General features: G+C 69.8%; 15 protein-coding genes. 6 read left to right on the top strand and 9 right to left on the bottom strand.

What is annotated here, in order from left to right; all coding sequences use genetic code 11:
• Positions 1-101: 101 nt before the first annotated feature.
• Together HDC34_RS16345 and HDC34_RS16340 are read left to right on the top strand one after the other, a co-directional pair.
• The gene (locus tag HDC34_RS16345; protein WP_179557814.1) at positions 102-1,679 is read left to right on the top strand and encodes a cell wall metabolism sensor histidine kinase WalK; all 1,578 of its coding nucleotides are present in this window, start codon (positions 102-104) and stop codon (positions 1,677-1,679) included.
• Positions 1,676-2,332, top strand: coding sequence for a response regulator transcription factor (locus HDC34_RS16340; RefSeq protein ID WP_179557813.1), 657 nt, complete (start codon positions 1,676-1,678; stop codon positions 2,330-2,332). Before HDC34_RS16345 ends, HDC34_RS16340 begins: the two co-directional genes overlap by 4 nt.
• 42 nt (positions 2,333-2,374) lie before the next feature.
• Here HDC34_RS16340 and HDC34_RS16335 read toward each other — a convergent pair whose 3' ends face one another.
• The 5 genes from HDC34_RS16335 to HDC34_RS16315 form a co-directional block, all read right to left on the bottom strand.
• Entirely contained in the window at positions 2,375-2,740 is a 366-nt protein-coding gene (locus tag HDC34_RS16335) for a hypothetical protein (protein WP_179557812.1), read from the bottom strand.
• Positions 2,737-4,014, bottom strand: coding sequence for a phosphotransferase family protein (locus HDC34_RS16330; protein ID WP_104312957.1), 1,278 nt, complete (start codon positions 4,012-4,014; stop codon positions 2,737-2,739). The genes HDC34_RS16335 and HDC34_RS16330 overlap by 4 nt, the downstream gene beginning before the upstream one ends.
• 147 nt (positions 4,015-4,161) lie before the next feature.
• Positions 4,162-4,548 carry a hypothetical protein gene (locus HDC34_RS16325; protein WP_179557811.1) on the bottom strand — a complete coding sequence of 129 codons (387 nt, stop codon included), beginning with the start codon at positions 4,546-4,548 and terminating at the stop codon, positions 4,162-4,164.
• Positions 4,549-4,747: 199 nt separating this feature from the next.
• Positions 4,748-5,296, bottom strand: a complete 549-nt coding sequence (locus HDC34_RS16320) for a type 1 glutamine amidotransferase domain-containing protein (protein WP_179557810.1) — start codon at positions 5,294-5,296, stop codon at positions 4,748-4,750.
• Between the two features lie 136 nt (positions 5,297-5,432).
• Complete coding sequence (locus tag HDC34_RS16315; RefSeq protein WP_179557809.1) at positions 5,433-6,410, bottom strand: DNA topoisomerase IB; 978 nt, start codon at positions 6,408-6,410, stop codon at positions 5,433-5,435.
• A gap of 202 nt (positions 6,411-6,612) precedes the next feature.
• On the opposite strand from HDC34_RS16315, the gene HDC34_RS16310 reads away from it, so the two are divergent.
• A complete protein-coding gene (locus tag HDC34_RS16310) occupies positions 6,613-6,843 on the top strand; it encodes a hypothetical protein (protein ID WP_151424219.1) in 231 nt (76 codons plus the stop codon).
• Between the two features lie 3 nt (positions 6,844-6,846).
• Entirely contained in the window at positions 6,847-7,350 is a 504-nt protein-coding gene (locus HDC34_RS16305; RefSeq protein ID WP_179557808.1) for a hypothetical protein, read from the top strand.
• Between the two features lie 17 nt (positions 7,351-7,367).
• On the opposite strand, the gene HDC34_RS16300 is transcribed toward HDC34_RS16305, so the two are convergent.
• The 3 genes from HDC34_RS16300 to HDC34_RS16290 are packed head-to-tail and all read right to left on the bottom strand — an operon-like array spanning position 7,368 to position 10,492.
• Entirely contained in the window at positions 7,368-8,273 is a 906-nt protein-coding gene (locus tag HDC34_RS16300) for an IclR family transcriptional regulator (RefSeq protein WP_179557807.1), read from the bottom strand.
• Between the two features lie 9 nt (positions 8,274-8,282).
• On the bottom strand, positions 8,283-9,884 hold the full coding sequence (locus HDC34_RS16295; protein ID WP_104312964.1) for a GMC family oxidoreductase: 1,602 nt from the start codon (positions 9,882-9,884) through the stop codon (positions 8,283-8,285).
• On the bottom strand, positions 9,881-10,492 hold the full coding sequence (locus tag HDC34_RS16290) for a hypothetical protein (protein WP_179557806.1): 612 nt from the start codon (positions 10,490-10,492) through the stop codon (positions 9,881-9,883). The genes HDC34_RS16295 and HDC34_RS16290 overlap by 4 nt, the downstream gene beginning before the upstream one ends.
• A 321-nt stretch (positions 10,493-10,813) precedes the next feature.
• Here HDC34_RS16290 and HDC34_RS16285 point away from each other — a divergent pair, with 321 nt between their 5' ends.
• Both HDC34_RS16285 and HDC34_RS16280 read left to right on the top strand, forming a co-directional pair.
• The gene (locus HDC34_RS16285; protein ID WP_104312965.1) at positions 10,814-11,377 is read left to right on the top strand and encodes a DJ-1/PfpI family protein; all 564 of its coding nucleotides are present in this window, start codon (positions 10,814-10,816) and stop codon (positions 11,375-11,377) included.
• A gap of 509 nt (positions 11,378-11,886) precedes the next feature.
• Positions 11,887-12,741, top strand: a complete 855-nt coding sequence (locus HDC34_RS16280) for a hypothetical protein (protein ID WP_179557805.1) — start codon at positions 11,887-11,889, stop codon at positions 12,739-12,741.
• Between the two features lie 450 nt (positions 12,742-13,191).
• On the opposite strand, the gene HDC34_RS16275 is transcribed toward HDC34_RS16280, so the two are convergent.
• Entirely contained in the window at positions 13,192-13,977 is a 786-nt protein-coding gene (locus HDC34_RS16275) for an SDR family NAD(P)-dependent oxidoreductase (RefSeq protein ID WP_104287516.1), read from the bottom strand.
• Positions 13,978-14,072: the final 95 nt, after the last annotated feature.

The following is a 14,072-nucleotide window of genomic DNA, read 5'->3' as shown; positions in this document are numbered from 1 at the left end:
TGCCTGTGGACAGCGGCCCGCCCGGGGTGCCCCCGCGTGAGAGTCTTCTCACCTGCCAGGCTCTGGACTCCTGCGCCCCAGATAATCGATGGATGCGGGTGATGACGGCGGGCGAAGCGAGGCTGGAGGTGCGGCCGCGCTCTTCGGTGCGGGTGCGCATCCTCGCGTCGATCCTGCTCGTCACGATGCTCGGCATGGTCGTCGCGGGCGCCACGAGCTACGTCGCCGCCCGCGAGCGCGTGCTCACGGGCGTCGACGAACGACTCGTCACCGTGGCCGAGAGCGTACGCGGGCTCGTGAGCGGGCAGGAGCTCGCGGCGCCGACGACACCTGACTCGGCCAGTCCGCCTGCTTCGGCCAGCCCGTCATCTACGGCCAGCCCGTCAGCGACCGCACCAGACGCCGCTCGGACGTTCGCGAACTCCACCGAGGCGCTCGAGCTCGTCATGCAGCGCCTCATCCCGGAACGCAACGAGGGAGCCCTCGGGCTCATCGACGGGGCGCCCGCGTTCATCCCGTCCACCGCGACTCCGTTCTCGCTCGTCGACCTGCCCGCGCTCGTCGAACGAGCCGTGAGCGAGACCGCCGACGGCTCGGTGCGTATGGGCACCTTCGTCGACGCCACCCACGCGCTCCGGTATGTGGCCGTGCCGTTCACGGTGGGCGACGGCTCGAGCACGGCCCTCTACCTCGCGGCCTACGACCTGCGTGCCGAGCTCGCCGACACCAACAGCACCTTCCAGACCTACTCTCTGGTCGCCGTCGCCGCCCTCATCGTGGTCGGGCTTGTCGGCTGGTTCGTCGCGGGCCGCCTCCTCAGGCCCCTGCGCGAGCTGCGGGAGACGGCGGCCTCCATCACGGGCAGCAACCGATCCGCGCGCATCCCTGTCGTCGGCCGCGACGACGTGTCGGCGCTCACCGCGACGATCAACGGCATGCTCGACCGCCTCGACGGCTCCCTCACCGCCCAACGGCAGCTGCTCGACGACGTGCGCCACGAGCTGAAGACCCCAATCACGATCGTGCGCGGACACTTCGAGATCCTCGACCCGACGGATCCCGCAGAGACCCGAGAGACGGTTGCCCTGGCCCTCGATGAGCTCGACCGGATGAGCGAGCTCATCGACGACATCGAGGCTCTCGCCGTCAGCGAGCAGCAGGGGCTGCTGAGCCTGGCGCCGTGCGACGTGCTCGAGCTGACCGAGCAGGTGCATGCGAAGGCGAGCGCCCTCTCGGCGCACAGATGGGTGCTCGAGCAGACGGCCCCCGTTGTCGTCGAGGTCGACGCGCGGCGCATCACGCAGGCTTGGCTCCAGCTCGCCGACAACGCGGCGAAGTACTCGCCAGCGGGCTCCCGGGTCGGCCTCGGGAGTCTCGTGGATGCGCGCGGTGAGCTGCGCCTGTGGGTGCGCGACGAGGGCGTCGGCATCCCCGCGTCAGCCCAGGAGCGCGTCTTCGACCGCTTCGGGCGGGCCGAGACGGGGCGCAGCCAGACCGGATCCGGGCTCGGACTGTCGATCGTGCAGTCCATCGCGCGCGGCCACGGCGGGCGGGTCGAACTCGAGAGCGAACCGGGCGTCGGATCGATGTTCAGCATCGTGCTGCCCGGTGCCGACGCCGGACTCGCCTCGAAGCCGACCGACACGACTTCCGAACCCCAGCGAGAGGACCCCGCATGAGCAGCATCCTGGTCGTCGAAGACGAGGCGCGCATCGCCTCGTTCGTCGAGAAGGGCCTGAAGTCGAGCGGTTACGCCGTGACGGTCGCGGCCAACGGCACCGACGGCTTCGAGCTCGCCCGCGGCGGTGACTTCGATCTGGTGCTCCTCGACGTCGGACTCCCAGGGCTCGACGGCTTCGAGGTCCTCGACCGGCTGCGCACCGAAGGCAACGCCGTGCCCGTCATCATGCTCACGGCCCGGACCTCGGTCGAGGCGACAGTGCGGGGCCTCGACGGTGGGGCCAACGACTACCTCGCGAAGCCGTTCAAGTTCGACGAGCTGCTCGCCCGCATCCGCCTGCGGCTTCGGGACGCGGGCCAGGTGGCGGCCACCGAGCTCACGCATGACGACCTGCTGCTCGACCTCCGAACGCGCCGCGTGCGGGTGAACGGCGTCGACATCGACCTCTCGGCGCGCGAGTTCGGCCTCGCCGAGCAGTTCTTCGGGAACCCCGGTCAGGTGCTCAGCCGCGAGCAGCTGCTGAGCCGAGTGTGGGGGTTCGACTTCGATCCTGGCTCGAACGTCGTCGACGTGTACGTGCGCTATCTGCGCGGCAAGATCGGTGCGGACCGCATCGAGACGGTGCGCGGCATGGGCTACCGCCTGCGCTGAGGCGAACTCGGACGCCCCGACGGGATGCGTCCGCGCCGCAGGTCAGTCCTCGTCGTCCCCATCGTCGTCGTCATCATCGTCGTCGTCGTCGATCTGCGACGGCCCGACGGGGTCGACCGGTACGGGCGCCTGGATGCTCCCCGTCGGCAGCGAGGGCTGCACCGGGTCCGGCACGCTGCTGGGCGACGGCGAGCCGGTGCCGGCCGGGGCAGTCGGCGACGGGGTCACGCTGATGGTCGTCACGGGAGTCTGCGCACCGACGATGGGCCCGACGTCGAGGGACTCGCCCGGTGACGAGCGCAGCGACATGGCCTGAGCGAACGTGACCCCGGCGAGCGCGATCGCGAGCGCGCCGGCGCTCGCGAGGGCAAGCATCAGCCAACGCGGGCGGGGCTTCTGGCTGGTCATCGTCTCGGCTCCTTCGAGAGTGCGACGGCGAAGTCGAGGATGCGGTCCGGCAGCGCGTCGAGCCCGGCCCCGCCGCGGACCGCCGCGCCGAAGGCGTGCGAGAGCAGGTGGGTGAGGGCGACCGCGTTGGCGCGGATGCTCAGGTCGGGGTCGTCGGTGAGCGTTCCGGCCTGTCCTGGGCTGTTCCAGGTGTGCGCGAAGTCGCCCCACGCGAGGCGCACGAGTTCGGCGAGCTCGAACGTCGAGGTCCGGAGCTCGGCCCTTCCGCAGAGGTCGTGCGTGAGGGCGGTCACGATCGCGTGTGCATAGAGTCCGCCGAGGTCATCGGCGAGGTCGCCGACGCCCGCCGTGTCGATGTCGACGACGCCCGTGATCGTGGCGCGGCCGTCGGTCTGGGCGTGCGGCTCGACGAAGATCTGGCCGAGGTGGAGGTCGCCGTGCACGGTGCGCGCTGGCCCCGGGCGCGCACGGGCGACCTCCGCGCGGATGCACGCGGCCACCCCATCGATGTCGGCCCTGCGCGCGGGGAGGAGGTCGTAGAGGCGCAGCAGGTACCAGTCGAGTCCCGCCGTCAGGCTCGCGCGGGCCCCGCGGGAGACCCTGGCGGCGCCGATGGACGCGACCAGTGACTGCAGCTCCCGCAGGAACGCGAGCCGCGCGTCCGGTGTTCGTGGCACGTGTGAGTCGGCGGGAACGCCCGGCATGCGCTCGAGGGCGACGAGGCCCGCCTCACTCCAGCCTCGGCTTCGCGGCACTGCCACGCCGGCACCGGCGAGTTCCTCGTGGATGCGATGCAGCGGTTCCGCGTGCCCCGGTCGGACGACCTTGAAGAAGAGGGTCCCCTCGGGGCCGGCGAGACGCAGCACCGCCCGGCGCCCTGGCCGGTACGCGAGCATCTCGAGCTGCCCCTCGCCGACGGCGCCGAAGCGCGCCGCGGTCTCGCGCGCGGAGTCGGGGAACGCGGTCGCGGGTAGGGCGGGAAGGGCGGGGTCGTGCGGGTAGCGCCACACGCGCACCTGCTCGCGGGTCGCGGGGTTCTGCACGGTGGTCCACTGCTGCGATTCGCCGGCGACCGAAGCGGCCGCGGGGTTCGTCGCCGTGTCGATGAACAGACGGATGCGCTCGTCCGGTCCCTGCAGCGACGCGAGCTCGACGTCGTAACCGGCAAGCACGCCGTCGCCGCTCGGCTCAGCGCAGGCGAGCGTGACCGACGCCACCTCGCGGCCGGTGCCCGTGGCGACGGCCTCGATCACCTGCCTGGCTGCTGCGAACATGTGCTCCTCCTGCGGCGCTGCGCTGAGCTGCTGTCGTGCTGAGTGTCGAACCGAGTTCTCGGCCGCAGCGTCCCGCGGCTCTGCCTCGAACCTACCCGGGTCGCAGCGCGACAGCCCGGGAACGTGCTCAGCTGTGGAGAACGCCGACTACGCGCTCGGGACGGACGGCGGCGTCTGCGCGCTCACCGGGCTCTGCGCGGACACGGGGCTCTGGGCGCTCACGGGGCTCTGCGCGGACACGGGGCTCTGGACTGTCGGCACGCTCTGCGGGGTCTGCGCCGAGACGGGGCTCGGGGAGCTGAAGACGGGCGTCGCGGTCGGTGAGGCGCTGGTGCCCGTCGATGGGGAGGCCGACGGCGTGGTGGATGCGACTGGGCTGCTCGTCGCGGACGGCGTCGAGAGGGTGAGCTGCTCGCCGGGCACGTCGCGCACCTCGAGGGCGTTGGCGACGCCCGCCCCGCCGACGGTCAGGATGCCGAGACCGAGGGCGCTGGCCGAACCGACGATGATCCAGGTGTTCTTCTTCTTGTTCATGGCTGCTGCCTCCTGTTGACTGCCGAGGCGTGACTTCGCCCCGGTAGCCCCAAGTCTCGTGAGTGTTCATGAGACGCACAGTGGCCTGAAGATGAGAGCGGCCTCATCTTCGCGCGGGCGCCGCCGCGCAGGCGCGGACGCGTGAGGGGCGGGTGGATGCGTGCATCCACCCGCCCCTCACATCAAGAGCTGGAGCCGATCAGGCGGTCTGGCCCCGGTGCTTGCCCTCCGCGACTTCCTCGACGAGCTTCGCGTTGAAGGCGGGGAGGTCGTCTGGCGTTCGGCTCGAGACGAGGCCCTGGTCGACGTGGACCTCTTCGTCGACCCACGTCGCGCCAGCGTTGATGAGGTCGGTCTTGAGGCTCGGGAAGCTCGTGAGCGTGCGCCCGTCGAGCACTTTCGCGTCGGTGAGGATCCACGCGCCGTGGCAGATCACTGCGACCGGCTTGTGCGCCTCGAAGAAGTCGCGCACGAAGCTGACCGACGCCTCGTCGAGGCGGAGCAGGTCCGCGTTGCCGACTCCGCCGGGCAGGACAAGCGCGTCGAAGTCAGTCGCTCTGGCGTCGCCCGAGGCGACGTCGACGGCCTGCTCATGCCCGTTCTTGCCCGTCACGCTGCCGGACTCGGGTGAGACGAGTGACGCATCGCCTCCGGCTTCGGTCACGGCGCCCCATGGGCTCGTGAGCTCGCTGTCCTCGAAGTCGTTCGTGAGGAGGAAGGCCACGCGCTTGGTGTCGAGAGTCGTCATTGCTGATCGTCCTTTCGTCGGGGGAAAGAGTGTGCTGCTCAGTCGCAACCGGGATGTGCTCCCGCGACGAGCAGGCATCCACCGTCTCGCACGGACCTCCCCGAAACGTGGACGGCCCGTGTGCGCGACCTGGCCGTCAGCTGGACGAGCCCAGGAGGAGCTTCCGCAGCGCCGCTTCCCCAGACCCGCGCCCCGGCTCGACGACTCGACCCTGGGCGTAGGCCTCGATGACCCTCGGATCGATGTAGCTCGACCGCGCGACCGCGGGCGTGTTCCCGAGCAGCTCGGCGGTGTCCCGCACCGCCTGCGCCACAAGTGACGTGCGCTCGCGCACCGTTCCCCCGACTCCCAGCTCGGCCAGTCGACTCGCGGCGAAGACCGTGCCGTGCAGCGTACGGAAGTCCTTCGCCGTGAACTCGCCCCTCGTGCGCGCCCTGATGTCGTCGTTGACTTCGCGAGCCGAGAGGCGACGCCACGCTCGCCCGTCCTTCCACGAGAGGATGCGCCGCCCCGGCGACCCGCTCTCCCTGCGCTCTCCGAGGAACGTGACGAGTTCGAGATCCTCGATGAGGGCGCTCCACGGCACCCCGCTCTTGCCCTTGAACTCGAGCAGCACCTGCTCATCCTGCAGCGAGATGTGCCGGTTCAGGAGCGTCGTCAGTCCGCGGTGCCCGAACTGCTTCGCGGACCGCTCACTCCCGACGCGCAGGAACGCCGTGTCGAGGAGCTTGAAGCTCGCCGCGAGCGATGCCTCACGTCCGTCATTCACCGTGCGAAGCGCGCGGGTCGCCGCGCGGCGCGCCGACGGCAGCACGCGCGAGAGCTCGAGGGCCCGGTCGAAGGTCACGATCTGGCGCTTCGCGGTCCAGTCGGGATGGTAGATGTACTGGGTGCGGCCAAGCGCATCCACGCCCACCGCCAGCACGTGCGCGTTGTCGTGCGGCGCGATGCGCACGTCTCGCCACGCCGGCGGGATGGCGAGCGATGCGAGTCGAGCGCGCACCACGGGGTCGACGATGCGCTCACCGCGCTCGTCCCGGTAGCTGAAACCGCTCCCGGCTGCCTGCCGCGTCCACGCGGATTGAGTCGGCGTCCACCTTCGCAGTCGAACCATCTGTCTTGGCTAGCACCTGCGCGCCCCGCGAGGCAAGAGCTGAACGGCCATCGGCTGGGTAGCGTATTTCTAGGAGGTATCGCCTTCCCACAGATGTGGTGAGAACCCTCCACAGATCCCGTGGAAGTGGCTCCGCGCACATGTCGATGCGCGAGGATGCGACTATCCGTTCGAGACGGTCGCCAATGACGGCAGGAGCCTCATGCCATTCCCCGTTCCACCTCTCACCGCGACGATGCCCGCCGAGGGCCGAGTCGACCGCCTCTCCGAGCACACGTATCGCGTCGTCAAGGACGGCCGCATCCTGGGTTTCATCAACAAGATCGACGAACTCTGCGTCGTCTCGGCCGGATCCGACGCCGGGGCCGCCCTCGAGGTGCTGCAGACCCGCGACTTCGCGCGCGCGGTCAAGGAGCTCCAAGACCGAGCCTGACCCATGACCTCACGCCGCAGCTCCCCGGCCCGCTGGAAGACAGCGGGCCTTGGAGTCGTGGCCACCCTCACGGCGGCCTTCGCGCTGACCGGATGCACTGCGGCCGGATCGGGAGCGAGTTCGGAATCAGCCACCGGCACGTTCGCGCCGGCTCCCCCCGCCTCGTCGGCTCCCCCTGACCAGCCGGGCGGCGCCACGGAGGCCGCCGGCGACCTGATCTTCGCCGCCACCGCCGACGACCGGCATTCGTGGATCACGGCCGAGGCCCGCGTCTCGGGCGTCACTCGATCCGGCACCTGCGAGTACACCGCGAGCGCCGAGGGCGTCGACACGATCACGCGCACCGCCAAGGCCCTCGCCAGCAACTACGACACCGTCTGCGGCGACATCTCCTTCGAGCTCGGCACGCCGGGGACCTACACGATCACGGTGACCGTCACGGATGTCACGGACCAGCCGCTCACGGCCAGTACCGACGTCGAGTTCCTGGGCGCATCCGCCGACTGACCCCGGGCCGCGCGAGCCTACCGTCCGCGGCGCACGAGGTGGCTGGCCCTCGCGCCCGCCCCGCGCAGGAGCCGCTCGAGCTCGTCCGAGCGATGACCGAGACGCGGCGACTCGAGCGAGAGTGCGACCGCTCCGATCACCTCACCCGAGGCGCTGCGCACGCCGACGGCCGCGCACGTGTGACCTGGCACGAACTCCTCACGCTCCCAGGCCACGCCCCGCAGCCGGACCCGTTCGAGGTGTCGCTCGAGCTCGTCGCGCGACGTGATCGTCGCATCCGTGAACGAGGGCATGCCGTTCGCGTCGAGGAATGAGTCACGCTCCTCCACGCTCATGCCGGCGAGGATGATCTTGCCGAACGCCGTCGCGTGTGTCGCCTCGTGGAAGCCGAACTCGAGGGGGCGGATGCGCTGTGCACGCGCCGAGTCGGCGACGTGCGCCACGACCACATCCGTGCCCCGGTAGACCGCGAAGTACGCCGCCACGTCGCCGGCCTCGTGCAGCGCCTGCACGACCGCCCGCATGGGTGGAGAGACCCCGAGCTGCTGGTGCAGCGCCCGGCCGAGCTCGTGCACCTTGTAGCCCAGCTCGAACCGGCGCTCCTCGCGCAGGTGCACGAGGTAGTCCGCATCCACCAGCAGCTGGGCGAGCCGGTAGACGGTTGGCAGCGAGAACCCGAGCGTCTCCTTGATCTCAGTCGCGGTCGCGCCGCCGTTCTGGGCGACGAGCTCCAGCAGCGACAGCGCCTTGAGCGTGCTCGAGGAAGGCGCGGCCGACGCCGCACCCGGGCCCGCGTCGCCCTCGAGGGGAGGCACGGCGGCGATCGAGGGGGCGGATCTGCTTTCGGGGGCATCCACGTCGACACTCACCGCAGCAGTATGCGCAGTGAAGACTGGACCCGCGGTGAGTGTCGCGTGGCTCATGACGTCTCCCTACAGCTCGCCGGCGCGCAGCTGCGTCGCCAGGTAGTCGGCCTGGCGCATGGCGAGCGCCACGATCGTGAGCGTCGGGTTGGCCGCGGCGCTCGTCGTGAACACGGATCCGTCGCCCACGAACAGGTTCGGCACGTCGTGGGATGCACCCCACCGGTCGACGACCCCGTCCTCTGGTCGCTCGCTCATGCGCGCCGTCCCGAGGTTGTGGGTCGACGGATACGGCGGGGTGCGGTGCACGTGCTCCGCACCGACCGCCTCGTAGAGCAGCGTGCCGCGGTCGTAGCCGTGCTCGCGCATGGCCACGTCGTTGGGGTGGTCGTCGTAGTGCACGTTCGGGACGGGCAGCCCGTTCGCATCCGTCACCGAGCGGTTCAGGGTGATGCGGTTCGACTCCTGCGGCAGATCCTCACCGACGATCCACATGCCGGCCGTGTTCTCGTAGGCGTCGAGCACCGAGGTGAACGATTTGCCCCACGCGCCGGGGTCGGCGAAGCTCGCCAGGAACGCGGGCCCGAGCGAGAGGGTCTCCATGAAGTAGCCGCCCACGAAGCCGCGGCTCGGGTTGTGGCCGGACTCATCGCGGATCACGCCGGCCATCGTCTCGCCGCGGTACATGCGCACCGGCTTGTCGAAGCGGGCGTACAGCGAACCGGTCGTGTGGCGCATGTAGTTGCGCCCGACCTGGCCGGATGAGTTCGCGAGGCCATCGGGGAACAGCGAGCTCGCACTCAGCAGCAGGAGGCGTGGCGTCTCGATCGAGTTGCCCGCCACGACGACGACCCTCGCCCGCTGACGCTGCAGGTTGCCATCCCGGTCGAGGTAGAGCACCCCATCCGCTCGCCCGTCGACGTCATGCGTGATCTGCACGGCGTGGCTCTCCGTGCGAAGGTCGAGGAGCCCCGTCGCGAGGGCACGCGGGATCTCGCGCACCATCGTGCTCCACTTCGACTTGTTCTTGTCTCCCTGGAAGTTGAAGCCGTCCTGAATGGATGCGGGCCGCCCGTCGTACGGCTCCGCGTTCGTCCCATACGGCCCCGTCGAATAGTGCGTGTACCCGGCCCGCTTCGCACCCTCGGCGAGCACCTTGTAGTTGTTGTTGGCCGGCAGCGGCGCCCGCCCGCCCGTGTGCGTCGAGCCGATCGCGTCCTCGGCCTTCACATACCAGGGCGCGAGCTCGTCGAGCGTGATCGGCCAGTCGAGGAGGTTCGCCCCGTCGACGCGACCGTACGTGCTGCGCGCCTTGAACTCGTGCTCGTAGAAGCGCGGCGTCGCGCCGGACCAGTGCGTCGTCGTGCCACCGACCGCCTTCACGATCCACGCGGGAAGGTTCGGGAAGTCCTTCGCGATGCGCCACGACCCGCTCGTGGTGCGCGCATCCAGCCACGCCATCTGGTTGAAGGCCTGCCACTCGTTGTTCTCGTAGTCCTCGTTCTGCAGGTACGGGCCAGCCTCGAGGACAACCACCGGGATGCCCTTCGCGGTCAGCTCGTGCGCGATCGTGCCGCCTCCCGCCCCGGAGCCGACGACGACGACGACCTCGTCGTCCTGCGAGATGGGCTTCCCGAACTGCGTGGGGCGTGCGCCCGTGTCCTCGGTCATCGCTCGACTCCTTCGTGGCTCGCGGCGAGATCGCCTGGCTGGTTGGTGGAGATGGGGTTGCCGTCGCCGGCCGCCTCGGCTGCGGATGCCGCCGGGATGCGCACGGCACCCGTCTGCGGACGCTTCAGTCCGGGCAGCGGCGAGAACGGCACATCCGCCGGCTCCTCGATGAGTGGCTCAGGCACCCAGTCGAGGTCGTTGAAGCCCCGGTTCACGTACCCGCCGAGCTCGAACGAGGAGCCCTCGTAGCCGACCGCCTTCCACACCTCCGGGTCGTCGTAGAGGTTCAGCACCGTCGTGCGGCGGATGAAGCCGAAGAAGTCGGTGTGCTCGATGCTGCGCAGCACGGCCGTCGCCTGGTCCTCGTCGAGGGCGGTGAAGTCGCCCGCCGACAGGGAGTCGAGCGTGAGGAGCCCCTGCGTGAGCGTCACCCGAAGCCACGTCGACGACTTCGACTCCTCGAGGATGATCTGCGCGGTCCGCTCGTACGGCGAATCGGGGAAGGACGGGTGCGGGAATGCCACCCGGATGACGCGCACGAGCAGATCTCGAGCGTGCTCGGTGAGCTCTGTCTCGTTGAGCTGGGGGTACTTGGCCGGATATGCCATGGGTGTCGCTCTCCTCTCCATTGAGGTCTTGGTATGCGGTGGTCCCGATAGGCCCGTCGAGGCCAGACTCGAACCGTCCGGTGCCGGTGGGGGCCAGCATCCGCCTCGCGTCATCGGCGACGCGGCGGTGGATGCGGTGCTCATACGGTGCCCCGCACGATCCTCTCCTCACCACTCGCATTCTCGACATGCAAGAAACGGCGTTGCCTGGGTGGTCGCAGCGACGGGAGTCTGTGACGTGTCGGGGCGGATGAGAACGGCCCCGCGCATCCCGCAGGCAGCACCCTTCGCGCCTGCAGCAACTGAGAACAGGAGACAACGATGTCCAAGGTCCTTATCCTCGCCGGTGACTTTTCCGAGACCCTCGAGGTGTTCTACCCGTACGAGCGGCTCCGCGAGGAGGGCTACGAGCCCGTCATCGCGGCCCCGACCAAGAAGCGCCTGCAGTTCGTGGTGCACGACTTCGAGGGCTACGACACGTTCACGGAGAAGCTCGGGCACGGCTGGAACGCCGACATCGCCCTCGCCGACGTGAACCCCTCCGACTACGTCGCCCTCGTCGTTCCCGGTGGGCGCGCCCCCGAGTACCTGCGCAACAACGAGGACGTGAAGCGCATCGTGAGGCACTTCTTCGGCGAGGACTCCCCCGTCGCCGTCACCTGCCACGGGCCGATCATCCTCGCGAAGGCGGGCGTGCTCGAGGGTCGTACCACGTCAGGCTTCCCCGAGATCGCGGCCGACATCGAGGCCGGCGGCGGCACCTACGAGAGCTCGGAGGCCCTCGTCGACGGCAACCTCGTGAGCGCCCGCGCCTGGAACGACAACGGCCCCTGGTTCGGCAAGTTCATCGCGCTCCTTCGCGAGAAGGCCCCCCTCTCCGCGTAGCGCCCGCAGGCGCGCTCCCCGCGCCCCGCCCCTGCCCCGCTCGCTCCCGTCCTCGTCCCCGTCCCGGCGTAGACCTGGGGCTTGTGCATCCGCCATACTCCACCGGCGTGCGCAAGCCCCAGGTCTCACCTGCGCCGCCCACCGCGCCAGCGCACACCTCGGGCCAACGCATCCACACCACCCCCGCAGCATGCGCAACCCCCACGTCTCGCCACGCGTGACGCCGCCAGCGCCGGGGTTGACTGCGTTGTCACAGGAGTGCAGCCCGTGGTCTCTCCACAGGCAGTAGTTCCCCAAGACCGTGGATGCTGGCCCGCGTCTAGCTTCGGCCTATGACTTCGGGCCAGAGACCCCCGCGATTTCGGACAGAGCTCCCGGCTGAGCTCCGGGGGCAGAGCTTCACGGTCGCGGATGCGCAAGCGCTCGGGGTGGGCAGGGGCCGACTGCAGAACCGCGGCCTTGAGCGCCCCTTTCACGGAGTGCGCGTCGACGCCCTCGCACTCGAGCCGATGATTGAGCATGAGGCTAAGGCCGCTTCCATCCGCCGCAGGTTGCGAGCCCACGACCTGCAGTACGCACCGCTCTTGAAAGAGTCGCAGGCATACGGGGCGATCTCGGCGGCTCGCGTGCTCGGTCTCCCGCTGCCGTGGCCGCTGCTCAACGACACACGCGTGCATCTCATCGTGCCGGAAGGCAGGAACCTCCCGCGGCGACCCGGCGTGGTCACACGAATCGTGCCGCTGCGACTCTGGCGCACGTTTGCGTTCGAGGGAGTCCTCCTGCCGCACCCGACACTGCTGTACTGCCTGATGAGCCGTGATCTGCTGCGGTCGAATGCCTCCGCCGCGCGGACGGACCTGCTCAGTCTCGGCGACGCGCTCGTGACGGTCGCACGGAACTACCCGAACCGTGTCTGGAACGGCAACCTCACGACTCGCGCGGCCCTCGCGAGCGCAGTCGCCGAGTGGTCACCCGGTTACGGCTCCTCCGTGCTCCGCGAGATGACCCCGCAGATTCGCGAAGAGGTGGAGTCGCCGTATGAGAGCCTCATGCGCTTCGCGCTCCACGATTCCGGGTACCCGGAGCTCGCGGTGCAGCACTCACTGCAACTTGGCGGCGTGGAGCTGGCTCGGCCCGACTGCGCCGACCTCAAAGCCAAGATCGCCTACGACTTCGAGGGCCTCGGTCACTTGGTGAGCCCAAGCCAGTGGCGACGGGACGTGAAGCGAGCGCGGCTTGTCACCAACCTGGGCTGGCACGGTGAACGCCTCACGCACTCGGACCTCTGGCCGGACCCCAGTGAGTTCATCAGGCACGCGCACGGTCTCCGTGAGCGGCGATTGCGTCTCCTCGGCGAGATGTGACTCCCTGCGTGCGGTGAAATCTGACGCAATGCGCGCGCGCATCCCAAGGTCTCCGCGGGCGACGCCACAAACCTTGGCCCGGTGCACCCACACCGCAGAAAGCGAATGCGCAAGACCTAGGTCTGCCGAAGGGCTGCTTCAACAGTGCTGCCCGGGACCGGCCCCTAGCCCGGGCGGGCGGGCGGTACACAACGCGCGGATCCGCCACCCCTCAGCCAATCCTGCGCGGAGACCTGGGGCTTCCGCATCCACCCTTCGCGCAGGCCGTGCGCAACCCCAAGGTTTCCGCCGGTGACGCCGCAGACCTTGGGCAAGCGCATCCACGCTTCAGAGACAGGATGCGCAAGGCCCAGGTCTGCGGCGGGGCGGGGCGGGGGCGGAACCCCGACGGGTGTTGCAAGGGGCTGAGGGCCGGCCGGCCGCGCGGCGGGGCGGGAGAGGGGCGGGGGGCTAGCTGAACTGGATGCCGCCGTCGACGAGGATCGTCTGGCCGGTGACGTAGTCGGAGTCCTCGGACGACAGGTAGGAGACGAGCTGAGCGACGTCGTTCGGCACGGAGACTCGGCCGAGGAGGATGGACTTCGCGTTCTCCGCGAGCGCCTCACCCTTCGCGAGGCCCTGCTTCGCGCCGAGCTTCTCGTCGATGAGGTCCCACATGGCGGTGCCCACGATGCCGGGACCGTACGCGTTGACCGTGATCTTGTGCTCCGCCCACTCCATCGCGGCTGCCTGCGTGAGGCCGCGCACGGCCCACTTCGACGCCGAGTACGGGCCGAGGAGCGCGAACGGGCGGAACGCGACGATCGACGCCGCACCGATGATCTTGCCACCGCCGCCCTGCTTGATGAACTGCCTGGCCGCCGAGCGGTACTGGTAGAAGACGCCGGTGACGTTCACGTCGAGCACGCGCTGGAAGTCGGCGCTCGAGTAGTCGAGCAGCGACTCGACCTGCGCGATGCCGGCGTTGGCGATGAACACATCCAGCTTCCCGGCCTTCTCGGCCGTGAACTCGACGAGGGCGTCGACGGATGCCTCATCCGTGACGTCGACGACAGCTCCCGTCGCGCGGCCTCCCGCGTGCTCGATGGCGGTGACCGTCTCCTCGACGCCGGCCTGGGCGCCCTCCAGGTCGGCGACGATGACGTGCAGTCCGTCCCGGCCGAGACGCTCTGCGATTCCCTTGCCGATGCCCCGTGCTGCTCCCGTGACGATGGCGACGCGCTGTTCGGTGCTCATGAATCCTCCTTGACTCGAGCGGCGCCTGCGCTCCGGTGCGCGGCGCTCGCTGCGAGGCTATGGAGGACGCACCGCCCGACGAAAGCATCCCTCTC

This window comes from Pseudoclavibacter sp. JAI123 (assembly GCF_013409665.1).
Taxonomy (GTDB): Bacteria; Actinomycetota; Actinomycetes; order Actinomycetales; family Microbacteriaceae; genus Pseudoclavibacter.
Note: the sequence above shows the minus strand (reverse complement) of the source record. Positions and strands in the feature narration are given on the sequence as shown.